The organism is Psychrobacter sp. 72-O-c (assembly GCF_904846605.1).
Taxonomy (GTDB): domain Bacteria; phylum Pseudomonadota; class Gammaproteobacteria; order Pseudomonadales; family Moraxellaceae; genus Psychrobacter.
Map to the genome: position 1 here is coordinate 19932 of NZ_CAJHBI010000001.1, position 16241 is coordinate 36172.

Sequence of the window (16241 nt, forward strand, 5' to 3'; positions counted from 1 at the left end):
AATGACGGCACCATTACTGACAATAATATCTGTCAGACGATCGGCACTGATGATTTTTTTGCTGAAATTAGGCTGTTATAAATTAGGCTTTTACTAAAAATAAAGTCTTGCTGATAGGCAAAAAAGATAAGTTATTGATGATTAATAAACTGCCTTTATAGGCGCTAAATGCTGTTAAATAATTTTTTATCAAGGTCAGTTAATCAATACTCGATTTATCGAAGCTCAGTCTATCAAAGCTTACGACTGATTAACTTGGTCCCAAGCAACCCCGAACGCATCTGTTACTAAAGTTTTTGCCATTGGCGCATAAGGTAGCAATTCAGGAGCAAGTACTGAAGTCTGCCATTGTGGCATCTGTACTAATAAAGGGGCGCTGACACTAAGTATGACCAATATCATCAGTACATTTTTGGCTGCGCCCAGTACGCCGCCTGCCATCTTATCAACTACCCCAAGCCGCAAGGTTTTAAGCACCCCTGAAAATACAAAGGCCACTATGTGCATGATGGCTAATACGACTATTACTACCAATAAAAAGGCCGATGCCATTTGTAAGACAGGGTTTTGAACGATACCTGCTAGTTGTGGAGCAACAGCGCTTGCCAACTGGGTAGCCGCAATAAGGGCAATAAACCACCCAATTAAACCTAATGCTGTCTTAATCAGCCCAACCTGAAAGCCTCGCCATAAGCCAATTAAGACAACGATGGCAATCACAATATCCAGACCACTCATGCTTTCCGCCTCATTATTCTATTAACTTCAGCCTATTGATTGTGTTTATTTGCTGTCCGTTTGGTATTTTTAGGCCGACTTTATCTAACTTTCCATTGCATCATAATAACCACCGATTGCCTGAATACAAGACTGTACCAGTCCGGGGCCTCTATAGATAAGACCAGTATAGAGTTGCACCATATCTGCGCCTGCTTTAATCTTCTTAACGGCTTTTTCACCACTATCAATGCCACCAACGCCAATCAAAGCTACTTTACCATCTAGCTGGTCAGCAAACTGTTGTAAAATTTGAGTGCTAATGTGGCTGACGGGACGACCTGATAAGCCGCCTGTTTGATTGCCGTCGTGCAAATCTTCGACACCGACCCGGCTCAAAGTAGTATTGGTCGCAATCAAGCCATCAATCTCAAAATCTAATAACTGCTGGGAAATATAATCGACTTGTAGCGGATCTAAATCAGGCGCGACTTTTAGTACTAGTGGCACATAAAAACCATACTCTGTTGCCAACTGATCATGACGGTTCTTAATAGTATCTAATAAATGAGTTAACGCTTCACCACTTTGTAGGTCACGTAAATTTGCAGTATTTGGCGATGAGATATTGACCGTAATGTATGAGGCGTGAGGATAGACACGTTCTAAACAATAGACATAATCATCAGCTGCATTTTCGACCGGCGTACTGGCATTTTTACCGATATTAATTCCAATATTACCTTTATATTTACAGCGCTTGACGTTTTCAATAAGATAATCAACGCCTTGATTATTAAAGCCCATCCGGTTAATAATCGCATCCGCTTGCTTAAGTCTAAATAATCGCGGTTTATCATTGCCAATTTGCGGCTTTGGAGTCACAGTACCTACTTCAATAAAGCCAAAACCTAACTCTGCCAAGGCGTCAATATAGTCGCCATTTTTATCCAAACCTGCTGCTAGTCCGACCGGATTAGAAAACTGCAATCCCATACAATCCGTCGGCTGCATAGATTGGCCATAGACCAAACCTAAAGCACGCGCTTTATGGGCTTTATCCAATAAAGACAAGGTCATGTCGTGAGCGTGTTCAGGATCCATCTTAAATAAAAACGGGCGAAGTAAGGCATAAGACATAGTGGCGATAAACCCTGCTTAAAGAGAAATAATGAATGGGACAAAATGAATAGGATCAGGCGCTGCGATTATATCAGCTTAACAGGAATAAGACCAAAGTTTCATACGCCAACACTTTATATAAAAGGGTTGGCAAGCGCTCATAAACAAAGACTTAATTATCATCATAAAGGTCTAATTTAATAGCAATTAGGGTACGGGGCGACCATCTGTCAGCGCAATCCAGCCGCGTATAATACGGTAAAGATGCCAAACAAACGTAAAGACCATAATCAACAGACCAAGACCGGTGAATAAAAATGAGCCAATGGTTATATTACCACTGTCCGCCATGATACCGACCCCCAAACCGCCCAGTGCAAACACGATCAATAGTGCTCCGATGGCAAACAAGACAATACTGTACCAGAAAGTCTTAATTTGCCAATCAAAATGGGTTGCTAACCATGTGCCATTGGCATCGTGCCGCTTCGCATAGTTCATCACAATCGGTACAATCCACAGCAGTCCTGCGGTAAAATAGCTGACCACATACAATAAGTAAGTCACATGGTTGTAGGTGATTAAAGAGCGGCGCTTATTATCACTCATCATGCCATTTTTTCCCTGTCGTGTAAGCTCGTGATTGGTCTGCTCATAATTAGGCTGCTCATGATTATACTGGCCACCAAAAGAGGCTTCATAGTCAGTAGTAGGATCAGCTGTCTGAGATTGACGATACAGACGCTCGTTAGATTGAAGGTCAGGAGATTTAGGATCAGAAGAATGATTCATAATAAATATCCATAACTTAAAATAACTTCTAATAATAACGTAGCCACTAGGTATTTAATTGTGGCGGATAAGACTGTTTTCAAGATACAGATATTGAAGTATAAATTCTAGAAACCGTTACCAAAAGATAAGACGCTATCGCCTAAACCCTAGCCTATCATTAAAATTAAAGGCTTATGAGACTGCAATGCCACTAAGAGGCTGTATTTAAAAGACCCTATTTAAGAAACAGTACTTAGGAGACAACCGTCGCTTGTACTTGAATAGCTTTAGTGGCTAGATCTTGCTGCATAGATAGCTGAGTAAATTGCCAGCCTTGCTGTTCAAGCTTGCCAAGTGCCGCGCTCACTACCGCTTGGCTAGGATGAGTAAAGCTCAGTTGCACCGCGTCCCCAGCAGCAACCACTTGTGCGTTATTGATACTAGAGGCATTCAATAACGAGCTGACACTACTGGCAGGTGGCATTTCTGCATCACCGCTTTGCGTATTAGCAGCGCTTAAAGCATTGCTATTAATATTGCCCGCTTGCGTACGTAGCCAAAAATAATCAGCGACCTGCTCTTGATAGTCAGACTTACTGTCTTTAGCCGCTTGATGAACGCTATAGCCACCATAGCCACCAACGAATAGTAGTAAAAATACTAACAATATACCTAAGGCAACTTGATCACGTGGCGGCAAGGCTTGCCAGCGTGTCCACAGCATATTCTGATAGCTGTTCATACGCTCTGATAAGACGTTCGCAGAACTACTGTCTTTAGCACGACTTTTGGCGCGACGCTGTAATAGTTTCATTACCTGACCTTTATTACTAGATGGGTTGCTGATGGATGAATTGCTAATAGTTGGGTTGGTAATAGATAAACGTTTAATGGATAAATAAAACTAAAGTTAAACCAGGCTAAGATTAAGCATATCTCCAGTCAAATAATTAAGAGTCAGCCATTTTATCCTGTGTCGCGCTGTCTTCCATGATATTTACTGTGATTTGACCACTAAACTGCCCTTGCTCATTACTATTGACCCGCTCTAAATTGGCAGTCAAACCTTGTGCAACCAGGGTACTGGTAAACTGATCAAGACTACCACGATCCGGCGAAATCAAGGTAAAGCTAAGCGCAGACGGCTGCATAACTAAGGCTTGCGCTTGCATTGAGGATTGTTTAATCAGTGGTGATATTCGTGCCAATACCGCCATATGCGAGGCTGGTGCTTGACTGTCGCTACGTAGTTTTGGTTGCAGTTGCACTTGTAGCTTGGTACGCGTGCTGAGTGGTTCATTAGGGAACCAAGACTGATACTGGTCAGCAACCGCTATCTTAGTGGCAACCGCCGCTTCGTTATAGCGATAACTTTGCACACCATCGGTCGCAATTTGTAGCACTAATGCCGATAACGCTACCATCATCGCCACGCGTAGATAAGGAGACAGCTGCGAGTCCGATGATTTGGTAAAGAAATTAAGCGCATGGCGCTCAGGACTGTCAACAGGCGTAGGAATAGTGGGCAGCGTGGTTAATAGCAATTTGTGCTCAGCTATAAGCGCTGCTGTTTGCTCGGTAATAGTGGTTACTGCTGTTCCTGACATGGGTTCTGATGCTGATGTGGTCTTTTGTAAAGCTATACTACTATCATTATCTACAACGTCAGCAAACGCATTAACAGAAGCATTGGTTGGAGAGCTGATTGAGGAGCTGCCAGACGATTCAATAGATGGCAACACACAAACTTCGCTCAAATGCGGCAATCTTTCAAAAATTAAAGGTAAGTAGCTGACTGCCATCCCTTGAAGTAGCGATTGCCGTAGTAGCATCGTCTGCTCATCTTGATATAAGACAACTTGCTGCCCGGCGCCCTCTTCTGGAGTGGGTAACAATAAAAAATCAGGCAGTAACGATATAATGCTTAATCCAGCGAGAGTAGCACTCTGTTGCCAAGTCTCAATATCACTTTGAGCCAGTGCATATAGATAATGGGCATTGGCATGACTCATTTGCCGGACTAACAGCTGTTCAACAGGTGTTAATGACGTTTCTTCAAATAAATATTGCTTACCGCTACTGCCTAATTGTTTAAGCTGAGCAGTATTGAGCGCCGTATCTACTTGTAATACATGACTTGAGGGAAAATACAAACACAGTGATTTATGTCCACGAATACTATAAACATCATGCAACTGCTGCCAACCATCGACTGACTGCCACTGTTTTGTATCGGCATGCCAAACAGTTAGCGAACTATGCTGCGCTCTTAACCAAACGTGTAACACTAAGCGCGTCCTTACTTGTTAAACTGCTAATTTATTTAACTACTGATTTGTTAAAACAGGGATAAAAGTAAAATCTAAACGGTTGTTATAAAAGTTGCTATTAAACTTGTCGTCGATATTAAACAGCATTGATGCTCAATTAAATAACAATATGGCAGTGCGGCTATAAATCTTAGTGCGGCTGAACAGGAATAAAGCGGTCAATCTCAGTTGCCATTCCCGACATTACAAATTCCATTTCAAACACCCTAGCCTCACCTAAAGAAAAGCTCTCAGGGTGATCACCAGTCAGAAGACCAGCAATATTAGCGACGATAGACATGTGACACACTACCACCAAACACTCTGCTTCAATATTCGCCAGTTCGGCTAAAGCGGTACGTGCGTCATCAGAAGGCGTAATATTATCTTGCACAGTGGTGACAACGTCAGGCGCGCGCGATTGCAATTGAGCTAGGGTCTGCTGCGCTCTATCATAAGGACTAACCACAAAAGAATCTGGCGCGTAGCTTTTAGTAATATAATCTGCCGTTTGCGCAGATTGCTGTTGTCCGAAATCGGTCAATTGCCGCGCGCTATCTGGGCGCGTTTCATCTTCTGCTTGACCGTGACGCATCAATATAATTTTCATATCATTCCCTGATTTAGGTCTCGATTGAAACCTTTATTCCTATTATTTTTATAACGTTTAGTCTTTATTTTTATTAACATTACTATCTTTAGAAGCTTTATCTTTATCAGCTTTATCTTGAGCCAGTTCATTGTCGGAAGCATCAGTGTGCGAGTCGTCATCAACCGAGTTATTGCTTATCGCTTGCATTTGTGCCGTGAGCGCGGCATTGCTATGGTCATGAGGCATCACAAACTCGACGTCGCTACGAAATCCCGCTTCCATCAAGTGCAAAGCGACGCCAAGTGCGGCTTTATCTTCATAAATTACCGCATATAGAGCATGGGTAATGGGCATATAAATACCCTCTTTGCTGGCTTTTTCGTGCACCTGCTGAATAGTGTTTACCCCTTCAGCCGTCTGGCCCAGTTTCTTAATTGCGGCATCGATACTCATACCGCGACCAAGCATATTGCCAATGCGGTAATTACGGCTTAACTCTGAACTACAAGTAGCATATAGGTCGCCAACACCAGATAGGCCTAAGAATGTCAGCGGATTAGCGCCCATGTCGACCCCAAAACGGCTCATCTCGGCTAAAGCACGCGTTAACAACATCGCTTTGGTATTTTCACCTACTTCATAAGCGGCTGCCATACCCATCGCAATCGCATAGATATTTTTAAGCGTGCCACCAAGCTCAACACCGCGAACATCATCACTGGCAAATACTCGAAAAAATGCACTGTGTAGCGCCGCTTGTACCGCATGACGTAATGGCTCAGAATTACTGGCAATCACGGTTGCGGACGGCATACTTTTCATAATTTCTATGGCTAAGTTGGGTCCTGACATGACTCCAAAATTGACCTCAGGCAGCTCATCTTTGATGATGTCACTCATGAAGGCAAAAGTATCTTTTTCCATACCTTTGGTCAGTGAAACGATCGACTGCCCTGTGATAAAAGGAGCGATACTTTTTAAAGTCTCACGAAAAGCCAAACTGGGTACAGCAATGAAGATGATGTCTTTATCTTTGACTGTCTCTTCTAAATCATGGCTGTATTTGAGGCGATCATCAAGTTTATAGCCGGGTAGATATTTTTTATTCACCCGGAGCTTGGCCATCGATTTGACGGTACGCTTATTACGTACCCATAGCGTGGTATCACAGCCATTACGTGCGGCTAAGTTTGCCATCGCCGTCCCAAAACTACCGCCACCTAAGAACGCTAGGCGCAATTTAGCAGGGTTGTTGTGGATTTGCGCCATGTTTTTGGCTACAGCAGTCTCAACGGTACTAGGATTTAGTTTTTTACGGCCAAGACCTGACGCAGCACGTTCAATGATACTTGCCAGCAACCTATTTTGTTTTTCAACAGTATTTTTCTCTGCTTCGCTATTGTCAGTACTTGCATCTGTATCGTTAGAATTATTATCAGTTGAACTGGTCATAATCATTTATCCGTGTTAGCCGACTTATATGGTTTATCGCTATTATTTATAGCACATGTAGTGCACATATGGTGAGGCTAATTTGCTTAATTAAAAGCAGCCTATTTGATAGTATTAATATTTTGATAATGCCAAAGTAATGCGAAAGCTTTGATATTGCCAACGTTTATTTATCACTCAAAGCGTAGCAACGGCTCAATATCCATAGGTTTACGTACGGGTTTATCACAGGGGCTGGTGCCAGTATAAACAAAAGCCGTGACATAATCATCTTCTGCAACTCCGAAATATTCTTTTACCGCAGGCTCATTACACAGCAGACCCGTACGCCATACGGTACTGAATCCTTGCGCCTTTAAAGCCAGAATAAGATTTTGTACTGCCGCACCCGCGCTCAGCATTTGCTCGAAGGGTGGTACTTTTTTATGGTCTTGCATCTTAGTAACGACGGTAATAATAACGGGTGCACGTAGCGGCATATTGTAAGTTTTTTGCTGGGTTTTCTCAGACAGTGTCTCGCCTTCTCTAACCGCTTTCGCTTCAGCAGCAGCAAGGAATGCGCGCCCTAGTTGATGACGGGCATTGCCTTCAGTGACAATAAAGCGCCACGGTTTCAGCTTTTTGTGATCAGGCGCAGTAGCCGCACACTCAATGGCAGCTTTAATCTGGGTATGAGTAGGCGCAGGAATATCTAGATTACCAATACTACGTCTTGATTTAATCCAATTGATCAGCTGTTCGTCAGTGACTTGGGCGTTATCTGACATCTCATCTTCGATACGAGCCTGCTCGTTATTTTGCTGTATTTTATTATCGTCAAGCGTGCTCATGAGTTATCCTTATCTGTAATTTTAAGCCGCGTCATCAAGGCGATGTTTCATTTTTAGGTAGTCTTCTGACTGCATCTCGAGTAGCCGCGAGCGGGTACGCTGTATTTCAAACGTTAGCTTTTCGCCTTGATATAAATCAAGAATAGACTGCTCTGCCCGAATCAATAACTTTACGCGGCGATCATAAAATTCATCAACCATATAGATAAAACGGCGAGTCGGATCGCGAAGATCATCATCTAGTGCGGGAACTGCATTGACCAGTACCGTGCTAAATTGACTGGCAATTTCAATAAAGTCAGCGGCTGAACGCGGCTGCATGCATAAATGGCGAAAGTCACAAAACAATATATTTTCAGTGCGAGCGTTGATTTTAACTTCACGGCCATTAATGGTAATGGGTTCATTGCTAATCTTTAAGTTATTCGAGAGACTAGCAAAGCGGTTGGCCAGCCAGTGATGGTTGCTTTTGGTCATAGGCGACTTATATAGCTCGGCTTGCTGCAATACTCGCAGGCGGTAGTCAATACCAGAGTCAATATTCATTACGGTAGTATGACGCTCAACCTCAGCAATCGCAGGCATAAAACGGTCGCGATGTAGGCCGTCTTTATATAGTCCCGATGGCACAATATTTGAGGTAGCCACCAAAGTAATACCACGGTCAAACAGCATGGTAAATAAATCACCCAAAATCATGGCATCGGACACGTTAGAGACAAAAAATTCATCAAAGCAAATAATGACCGCTTCTTCATAAATAATATCTGCAACTTTCTCCAGTGGGTTACTTTCGCCTTGTATCTGGTTAAGCTCATGATGCACACGCTGCATAAAATGATGAAAATGTTGGCGCATTTTGCGATCGATGGTTAATGAGTCATAAAAAATATCCATCATCCATGTCTTACCACGCCCAACGCCTCCCCACATATACAAACCTTTTGGTGCCGCAGGTTTGGATTTTAGAAAGCTAAAAAACCCTTTTTTCTGTTCCGCAGTATCGTTGAGCTGGTGATATAAATCATCTAGGTAGCTCATGGCCTGATACTGCTGTTCATCTCGGGTAAAGTCATCAGTACTGATGGCTTGCTCATAGCGCTGCAGTGGAGATAATCTCATAATGCGACTCGTCATTAGACAAAATAAATAATAAAGTAATATGTTGATACCGTCAGTTGCCACTAACTTATGGTTTTCACACTGAGACAGTGGCGACTGATATGTCAGAATGGCTCATCATAGCCATTCTTTAGGTTAACACGGCTTAAGGCATTGCTTTAATAAATAGGTATTGCTATAAAATTAGTGCTGTTAAATACGATAAAAATAATTATATTTTGGGGAAGAGCTAATCTACGTTACCAAAGCTATGCTGCTCTAATAAGCGCTTGAGTTCAGACAATCGACCATGGAAAAAGTGCCCAGCGCCTTCGACTACACTGACCTCAATTCCCAAACGTTCCGCAAAGGCTTGCATATTAGCCGGATCGATTACCTCGTCAGCGTCACCATAAATCTCAAAAGTCTTTTCAATAGGCAAGCTTAAATTTTCGCTACTATTCTTCTCTATCGATGGTGAGATAAGGGCAACTTTGGCAATCTCAAAATCGCTCAAACCCCACACATGCGGCGATAATAGAACTTGTTCAGCGACACGTGCTGTTACGTAGCCCCCAAAAGAAAATCCACCAAGCCATAACTTACGCGCATTGGTTTGCCCAGCAATCCATTGTAGCACGGTCATGGCGTCCAGCACTTCCCCTTCAGCATAATCATGTTCACCGGTTGACTGCCCCACACCGCGAAAGTTAAAACGTACCACATGCATACCATGATCGCGCGCAAATCGGTACATAGTAGTAACGACTTTATTATTCATTGTCCCCTCGAACAGCGGATTAGGATGGCAAAGTAGCGCCACCGTATCAGTACTAGAATCGTTTGGGTTGTCTTGTTGCCACAGCGCATCGATCTCTAACACGCCGGCAGGAGCAGGAATTAATGGCATAAGTTTAAATACTAGTTAAAAAGTTGATTCAATTATCCTAGATATGATTTATATTTCAAGTGATTTGCTGTGTACTGACAAGATTTGTCCTATTTCACAGTGATCCGTAGTACTTTTTACAGTTAGCGGCCCCTCTTTAAGCAGGCATTCAATAACTAGAATAATTTTGCAACGAAGTTACAATAAAACTCGAAACATGGCCGCAACACCGCACACAATAACCGTCTAGACGCTCATGATACAAATAGGGTAACTTCATAATATTTACTGCCCAGATTTTGATTTGTTTTACTTTTGACTTTTCACAGGAACCTTTTATGACTATTTTAAACACAACGTTTACCAAAACAGCCACTTTAACGGCAACGTTAGCCGCTGCACTCGCTTTGAGCGCTTGCCAAAGCACCCCATCATCACCAGTAATTCAGCGTGCCAACTCTATTTATGAGACCACAGGTATTGCCACTACCAAAGTGAAAGCCCAACAAAACGCGCTCGACAGTGCCAAGAATACCTGCCGCAGTAAACAAGTTATTGTCGTTGAGGATAAGGTTAAATATAATGGCATTTTAGATGAAAATACGGGTCGTATGATTGGTCAAGTGGGCGCAGTCGTCGGTTCGATATTTGGTACCGGCTCGCCTAACTTATCTCGCGATGATGATTATGAATATATGATTAAATTCCGCTGCCAATAAGTGTTGATGCTAATAAATTAAGATAATAAGCTGTTAGCAAATAAGTATGCGATAAGGACACCGTCTTAATCGTATGCTTATTGGCTTTCTTTTTATATATACTCTGTTGGCCAGCAAGCTTTTAAGCTAAACTCTCAACCACACCTATTATCTATAATCGGTCTGATATTATGCGCAAACCCAATTTGGCACAAATCAATACTAAACACGCCAAAACATTAGCCCCTGCCAAGGACTTAGCGACCCTCGAAGCCGAGCTTGCTGAGCGAGAAGGCAGTCTTGAAGAAAACCTTGAAGATACCGTGCTGCGTCTCAGTGATTACTTGGCGGCGGTTGGGATGGTCATCAAACAAACCTTTGATCACCGCGTTTGGGTCAAAGCTGAGATTCGCAATTTGTCTAGCAAAGGTGGACATTACTACTTTGAGCTGGCTGAAAAAGACGATGATGGTAAAGTGGTCGCTAGCTGCCGTGGTAACCTTTGGCGCTTTAAAGCCGCCCGAGTCTTGGCAAAGTTTGAGCGCGCAACGGGTATGGCACTCAGCCGTGACCTGACTGTTCTGCTCAAAGTGTCCGCAGGCTTTCATGCGCAATATGGCTTTTCATTAACGATTGAAGATATAGATCCCAGTTATACCTTAGGTGATTTGGCGCGGCAATATGCCGAGATGGTAGACCGTTTGGCTGGCGAAGGGCTGGTGAATCTGAATCAGCAACTGCCAGCCCCATTTGATATCGAACATGTCATCGTTATCGCCCCTGAAAAGGCCGCAGGATTGGGCGACTTCCAAGCCGATGCGGACAGATTGGCAACAGCAGGTGCTTGTCAGTTTCATTACCATAATGCGACCTTCCAAGGCAATCACGCGCCAGCCGAAATACGCCAAGCGATTATCAGCGCCCAGCAACAGTTCTACGCCACTTATCAGCGTCTGCCAGATTTACTGGTTATTATTCGCGGTGGCGGTGCGGTGGGTGATCTTGCCTATCTGAATGATTATGAGCTGGCAGCCTTAGTCGCCGAGCAGCCTGTCCCGGTGTGGGTAGGCATCGGTCATGAACGCGATAAGGTTATTTTAGATGAAGTGGCTCACAGTAGTTTTGATACGCCATCGAAAGTCATTGCTGCCATTAGTGCTCATTTAGCACAGCTGGTCACTCAAGTGCTCCATTACCAAGCACAAATCAAACAGTCAGCCCAGCGTCAACTGACTCTGGTTGAGCAACAAACCGCGCGGCAATTAAGCCAAATACAATCACAAACTATCGGGCGATTGACGGCAATGCGAAAAGATAGCAATTTTGCTTGGCGTAGTATTCAACAAAGTGCTCAGCGGCAGGTCAAGCAAGCAGCAAGACTGACTACTGAATGGCAAGCTCAAACAAAAATAGCGGCTTATCATCAATTAACAAGCGCGCATGTTGAGTGTGACAGCTATCAAAAAACTACCATGAAGAATGCCCAACAGCAGGTTATTCAGGCACAGCGTAATAGTGAGCACCTACGTGATATCGTGCTATTACATCGACCTTCTCGCGTGCTTAAGCAAGGCTATACTATGCTTACTGATGAGAAAGGCAAAAAGATACTAACAAGTAGCGACCAGCTCCACCCTGAGCAGACCATTCATATTATCTTAAAAGATGGTAAAGCAACGGCGCGTGTTTTGGATGTTAAGAGTACTGATATTGAAAGTGCTCATCTTGAGACCGCAGCAATTGATAGTTTGCCAAAGTAATAACACATCCTTATCTAGCTATTTTTTTCATACTTTATTATTTACTACTCTAAAACCTTAGGAACTATTATGAGCACTGCCCCCACTCGTAAACGCAAAAAAGCCGCCCCAAAAACCTTTAAGGCAGCTTACGATATTCTGAAAACCAATGCCGCTGAGCTACAGCAACAAGATGAGCCTGATATTGACAACTTAATGACTACCGTTGAAGAATCAATCACCGCTTATCGAGTCTGTGAAACTCGCATCAATGCGGTTCAACGTGCCTTAGATGCTGCCTTTTCTGAAGAAGATAGCACCACTATCGAAGACAGCAACGCTAATTAACGTTTGGTTTTTATTCAGTTTCAGGTTTAGGTTCATCAACATCAAATACTTGGCGCAAATAAGCCAAATAGGTATCGTTATTAATCATGGTTTTGCCAGGGCTATCAGATAGCTTAGCAACTGGCTGGCCGTTACATTCGACCAGTTTTAGGACGATATTAAGCGGAGTCAAGCCCATATCATTGGTCAGATTGGTACCAATACCAAAGCTGGTCTTGATACGGTCTTTAAAGTATTGATGCAAATCCCATGCTTTATTGAGATCCAAACCGTCACTAAAGGTCAATATCTTAGTATTCGGGTCTATTTTTAATTTTTGATAATGGGCTATGGCTTTATCACCCCAGATATAAGGGTCGCCGCTATCATGGCGTAGCCCATCAAAGAGTTTGGCAAAGTACAAATCAAAATCACGCAAGAACGCATCCATTCCTACTACGTCGGTCAAGGCAATGCCCAAATCACCTCGATATTCATGCACCCAAGCTTCAAGGGCCGCTTTTTGGGAGTCGCGTAAACGCACATCTAATGCCTGAAAAGCCTGCATAAACTCATGCGCCATGGTTCCTATCGGGGTCATTCCTAGTGTTTTGGCAAGCAGAACGTTTGATGTGCCACTGACAATATTGGGCTCAGCATTATGTAACGTAGCCACCACATGCGCCTGCCAAACCTTACTAAAGCGCCGACGCGTACCAAAATCTGCAACAATAAAGGGTGGTGCATTGGTCTTGTGCTTCTGAGTTGTCTGCTGTTCAGCCTTTTGTTGCTTAGCATAGCCATGCAACAGAGCCACTTTTTCATCGAGCCGCCGCTGCCCTTCTTCAATCACAGTGGGATCTGATAATGCATTGAAATACAGCTCATTGACGATAGCCAATACAAACACTTCAAAGAACATCGCCTGAATCATCGGCCCTTCGATGTCAATAATCAAGCGACCTTGAACATCGGTGCTGACCGTAATAAAGCGACGCTTAAGTTTGAATAATTCCAGGTAATCAACAAAATCTGAGCGCATAAAACGTAAGTCACGCAAATAATCTAGCTCATCGGGCAAAAAACGCAATTCACATAAGCTGTCTAATTGCTGCTCTAAAGCGTCCTTAATATCGGCAAGCGGATAAGCAGCATCCTTGTTATTGCGACAGCGAAAACGATACACACCATGAGTCTGCGGAAACTGATGCAGCATGGCTTGTAGCATAGTAAATTTATACAAATCGTTATCAAGTAATGAGGTAATAATAGGTGCATGGGTAACGGTCATGTTACAGCCTTAAACGCAAAAACAAGAAATGAACATCGCTCAATTAGTTAAGCGACAAAATATGGGGGCGAGTGTTACTAAACGCGGTTAATAATATTGTGTATGGATGAATAATGAACTATTAATAAGCTATTGAGTATAACGAAATTTAGGGTGCTTTTCTGAGTTCGCACGCTATAACAGCAAAACTACTACGATTAATAAGATTATCTACAACCCCGTTTATATCACATAAGCTATAAAAAAAGACGCTAAGGATATCCTTAACGTCTTCTTTGCAAATTAGATTGTATTTATATAATAGCTATTAATAAATAGTAATCACTGTTGATAACTACGATTTCGCCGGTTTAACCAACTTCACTAATGGCGCGTAGCCTGATTGCGGCATGACATCGACTGGAATGAACTGCAACGCTCCGCCATTGATACAATAACGCAGACCGCCGCGATCTTTGGGTCCATCAGGGAATACGTGTCCCAAATGAGAGTCAGCTACCCGTGAGCGGATCTCGGTACGTACCATATTAAATGCTTTATCGTCATGTTGAGTAATCACTTGCATATCGATCGGCTTGGTAAAGCTTGGCCAGCCGCAACCTGAAGCATATTTATCCGTTGATAAAAATAGTGGCTCACCGCTCACAACATCCACATAAATACCTGGCGCAAATAAATCATCATATTCATGGCTGAATGCCCGCTCAGTACCGGCATTTTGAGTAATATCATACTGCGCTTTAGTTAATGTATTTTTGAGCACATTCTTATCGAATCCAGCATAGCGCTTGGCTGCTAAGGTTTCAGCGACCGTACTAACAGGCGCAAGCTTAGTTTTTGCAGTAGCAGCAGGCTTGTCATCAGCAAGACTTAAATCAATATGACAATAACCGTTTGGATTCTTGGCGAGATAATCTTGATGATACATCTCGGCCACGTAGAAGTTATCTAGCGATTCGTTCTCTACCACAATTTTTTGCTTGTATTTGCTTTGTACTTGCTTAACGGCGGCATCAACGACGGCTTTATCATTTTTATCAGTGTAATAAATACCAGAACGATACTGCACGCCACGGTCATTGCCCTGCTTATTAAGACTGGTCGGATCAATCACGCGGAAGTAGTACTTTAAAATAGTCTCAAGATCAGTTTTATCCGCATCATAAGTTACTTTCACGGCTTCAGCATGCCCTGAACCGCTGATAACCTGCTCATAGCTTGGATTGGGTTTATTATCGGCACCATTAGCATAGCCTGACACCGCATCTATAACGCCGTCAACGCGTTCCATATAGGCTTCAACGCCCCAGAAACAGCCACCAGCTAGGTATATTGAGCGGGTATTGATCGCCTTGCCTTGATCGTTATAATAAACGCCATCTTTTTGCTTGATGGTTTCAATTTTACTGTTGCTATCTAATGCTTGTGTTGCAGCAGGTTTAGCGCTGCTCGCTTTAAGTTCCGCAAAATCGTTATTGGCATTTTCGGCTAGCGAGTACGCTTGCTCTTCCGACATATTACCTTTCACAAGATAAACTAGATTACCATTTTTATCTAATATCGCCCAGCTTGGATAAACCTGTACGCCAAGCTTATTGACAAGCTTACCTGAGGCATCAATCAACACCGGCAATTGCGGATAATCGGCTTGAACACCGGCATACCAAGTGCTAAATTCGCCATCAGCTTTTTCATTAAGATGACCCGGGCTGGCAACTGTTACGACATTTAGGTCTGCAAATTTGGGATCCGTACGCCAGCTTTCCGTTTCTTCGAGGGTACCCAAACATAGTGGACACCAGCTTGCCCAAAATTTGACTAAGGTTGGTTTATTGGGATCAATAACCGCAGCACCATTTTTGCCCAATCCTTTAGTCAGCTGTGGCAATGCCTGCATTTGCCCCAACGTATCGGATGGCAGCATATCGCGTGAGCTGGTTACTCCCGTGTTTTGACTGCCTACTTTAGTACTACTGCTAGCACTATGTTCTGCATTACTTATCTGACCACATGCCATTAATAGACCTGCGCTCAATACACTAGTTACTCCAAATGTGCTAACGTTTCTTAGCCAACGTGAGGGCTGATGCGGCGTCTTTTCTAATTTATTTTGGGTTAAATGCTTATTATTATGGGAATCTTTATGTAGCATAGCTTGTCCTTTTTACGAAGCCTTTCAGCTATATATTGCATGGTAGCTAACCGTCTATTTTAGTTGTTTTAAATACTTTCCTTACGTCTAACTGTTTTCAATATCAACGATATTCTAAATAAATAAAACGAGGAAAAGATATCAAAATAGTTTCGATTGGCAGTCTTAATTCATAGCTAACCAGTAAAAAGATATTAACGGCAAACTTATTGGTGAGATAATAGTACGGAAAATTTTGTGTGAATACA

The 16241-nt window shown here is 42.9% G+C and carries 15 protein-coding genes; 3 read left to right on the plus strand and 12 right to left on the minus strand.

What is annotated here, in order from left to right:
- Positions 1-240: 240 nt before the first annotated feature.
- The 10 genes from JMX97_RS00075 to JMX97_RS00120 all read right to left on the minus strand — a co-directional run bounded on the left by JMX97_RS00075 (position 241) and on the right by JMX97_RS00120 (position 9807).
- Entirely contained in the window at positions 241-738 is a 498-nt protein-coding gene (locus JMX97_RS00075; protein WP_201553899.1) for a CvpA family protein, read from the minus strand.
- Between the two features lie 84 nt (positions 739-822).
- Positions 823-1857, minus strand: coding sequence for a quinone-dependent dihydroorotate dehydrogenase (locus JMX97_RS00080; protein ID WP_201553900.1), 1035 nt, complete (start codon positions 1855-1857; stop codon positions 823-825).
- A 189-nt stretch (positions 1858-2046) separates the two neighbouring features.
- Positions 2047-2631 (minus strand): DUF4870 family protein, encoded by a 585-nt coding sequence (locus JMX97_RS00085; RefSeq protein ID WP_227671378.1) that lies wholly within the window; start codon positions 2629-2631, stop codon positions 2047-2049.
- A 235-nt stretch (positions 2632-2866) separates the two neighbouring features.
- Entirely contained in the window at positions 2867-3427 is a 561-nt protein-coding gene (gene gspM, locus JMX97_RS00090; protein WP_201553906.1) for a type II secretion system protein GspM, read from the minus strand.
- 136 nt (positions 3428-3563) lie between these two features.
- Positions 3564-4901: a type II secretion system protein GspL gene (gene gspL / locus JMX97_RS00095; protein ID WP_201553907.1), complete on the minus strand. Its 1338-nt coding sequence runs from the start codon at positions 4899-4901 to the stop codon at positions 3564-3566.
- Between the two features lie 172 nt (positions 4902-5073).
- Complete coding sequence (gene sixA, locus JMX97_RS00100; RefSeq protein WP_201553908.1) at positions 5074-5532, minus strand: phosphohistidine phosphatase SixA; 459 nt, start codon at positions 5530-5532, stop codon at positions 5074-5076.
- A gap of 57 nt (positions 5533-5589) precedes the next feature.
- On the minus strand, positions 5590-6966 hold the full coding sequence (locus tag JMX97_RS00105; protein ID WP_201553909.1) for an NAD(P)H-dependent glycerol-3-phosphate dehydrogenase: 1377 nt from the start codon (positions 6964-6966) through the stop codon (positions 5590-5592).
- A 173-nt stretch (positions 6967-7139) separates the two neighbouring features.
- Positions 7140-7733 (minus strand): nitroreductase, encoded by a 594-nt coding sequence (locus JMX97_RS00110; RefSeq protein WP_227671385.1) that lies wholly within the window; start codon positions 7731-7733, stop codon positions 7140-7142.
- A gap of 84 nt (positions 7734-7817) precedes the next feature.
- Positions 7818-8918, minus strand: coding sequence for a cell division protein ZapE (zapE, locus tag JMX97_RS00115; RefSeq protein ID WP_201553912.1), 1101 nt, complete (start codon positions 8916-8918; stop codon positions 7818-7820).
- Between the two features lie 229 nt (positions 8919-9147).
- Positions 9148-9807: an alpha/beta hydrolase gene (locus JMX97_RS00120; RefSeq protein ID WP_201553913.1), complete on the minus strand. Its 660-nt coding sequence runs from the start codon at positions 9805-9807 to the stop codon at positions 9148-9150.
- Between the two features lie 317 nt (positions 9808-10124).
- Here JMX97_RS00120 and JMX97_RS00125 point away from each other — a divergent pair, with 317 nt between their 5' ends.
- The 3 genes from JMX97_RS00125 (at position 10125) to xseB (ending at position 12571) form a co-directional block, all read left to right on the plus strand.
- Entirely contained in the window at positions 10125-10505 is a 381-nt protein-coding gene (locus JMX97_RS00125; protein WP_201553914.1) for a hypothetical protein, read from the plus strand.
- A 170-nt stretch (positions 10506-10675) separates the two neighbouring features.
- Entirely contained in the window at positions 10676-12244 is a 1569-nt protein-coding gene (gene xseA, locus JMX97_RS00130) for an exodeoxyribonuclease VII large subunit (RefSeq protein WP_201553915.1), read from the plus strand.
- 69 nt (positions 12245-12313) lie between these two features.
- Complete coding sequence (gene xseB / locus JMX97_RS00135; protein WP_201553916.1) at positions 12314-12571, plus strand: exodeoxyribonuclease VII small subunit; 258 nt, start codon at positions 12314-12316, stop codon at positions 12569-12571.
- Between the two features lie 10 nt (positions 12572-12581).
- On the opposite strand, the gene pncB is transcribed toward xseB, so the two are convergent.
- Together pncB and msrAB are read right to left on the minus strand one after the other, a co-directional pair.
- A complete protein-coding gene (pncB, locus tag JMX97_RS00140) occupies positions 12582-13841 on the minus strand; it encodes a nicotinate phosphoribosyltransferase (RefSeq protein ID WP_201553917.1) in 1260 nt (419 codons plus the stop codon).
- A 334-nt stretch (positions 13842-14175) separates the two neighbouring features.
- Positions 14176-15993 carry a bifunctional peptide-methionine (S)-S-oxide reductase MsrA/peptide-methionine (R)-S-oxide reductase MsrB gene (gene msrAB, locus JMX97_RS00145; protein WP_201553918.1) on the minus strand — a complete coding sequence of 606 codons (1818 nt, stop codon included), beginning with the start codon at positions 15991-15993 and terminating at the stop codon, positions 14176-14178.
- Positions 15994-16241 lie beyond the last annotated feature (248 nt).

What these genes read in the sequence shown, in the direction of transcription:
- zapE (WP_201553912.1), bottom strand. Translation starts at nt 8,918, where the DNA reads ATGAGATTATCTCCACTGCAGCGCTATGAGCAAGCCATCAGTACTGAT.
- JMX97_RS00110 (WP_227671385.1), bottom strand. Translation starts at nt 7,733, where the DNA reads ATGTCAGATAACGCCCAAGTCACTGACGAACAGCTGATCAATTGGATT.
- JMX97_RS00105 (WP_201553909.1), bottom strand. Translation starts at nt 6,966, where the DNA reads ATGACCAGTTCAACTGATAATAATTCTAACGATACAGATGCAAGTACT.
- JMX97_RS00075 (WP_201553899.1), bottom strand. Translation starts at nt 738, where the DNA reads ATGAGTGGTCTGGATATTGTGATTGCCATCGTTGTCTTAATTGGCTTA.
- JMX97_RS00125 (WP_201553914.1), top strand. Translation starts at nt 10,125, where the DNA reads ATGACTATTTTAAACACAACGTTTACCAAAACAGCCACTTTAACGGCA.
- gspM (WP_201553906.1), bottom strand. Translation starts at nt 3,427, where the DNA reads ATGAAACTATTACAGCGTCGCGCCAAAAGTCGTGCTAAAGACAGTAGT.
- pncB (WP_201553917.1), bottom strand. Translation starts at nt 13,841, where the DNA reads ATGACCGTTACCCATGCACCTATTATTACCTCATTACTTGATAACGAT.
- msrAB (WP_201553918.1), bottom strand. Translation starts at nt 15,993, where the DNA reads ATGCTACATAAAGATTCCCATAATAATAAGCATTTAACCCAAAATAAA.
- JMX97_RS00080 (WP_201553900.1), bottom strand. Translation starts at nt 1,857, where the DNA reads ATGTCTTATGCCTTACTTCGCCCGTTTTTATTTAAGATGGATCCTGAA.
- JMX97_RS00085 (WP_227671378.1), bottom strand. Translation starts at nt 2,631, where the DNA reads ATGAATCATTCTTCTGATCCTAAATCTCCTGACCTTCAATCTAACGAG.
- xseA (WP_201553915.1), top strand. Translation starts at nt 10,676, where the DNA reads ATGCGCAAACCCAATTTGGCACAAATCAATACTAAACACGCCAAAACA.
- sixA (WP_201553908.1), bottom strand. Translation starts at nt 5,532, where the DNA reads ATGAAAATTATATTGATGCGTCACGGTCAAGCAGAAGATGAAACGCGC.
- JMX97_RS00120 (WP_201553913.1), bottom strand. Translation starts at nt 9,807, where the DNA reads ATGCCATTAATTCCTGCTCCTGCCGGCGTGTTAGAGATCGATGCGCTG.
- xseB (WP_201553916.1), top strand. Translation starts at nt 12,314, where the DNA reads ATGAGCACTGCCCCCACTCGTAAACGCAAAAAAGCCGCCCCAAAAACC.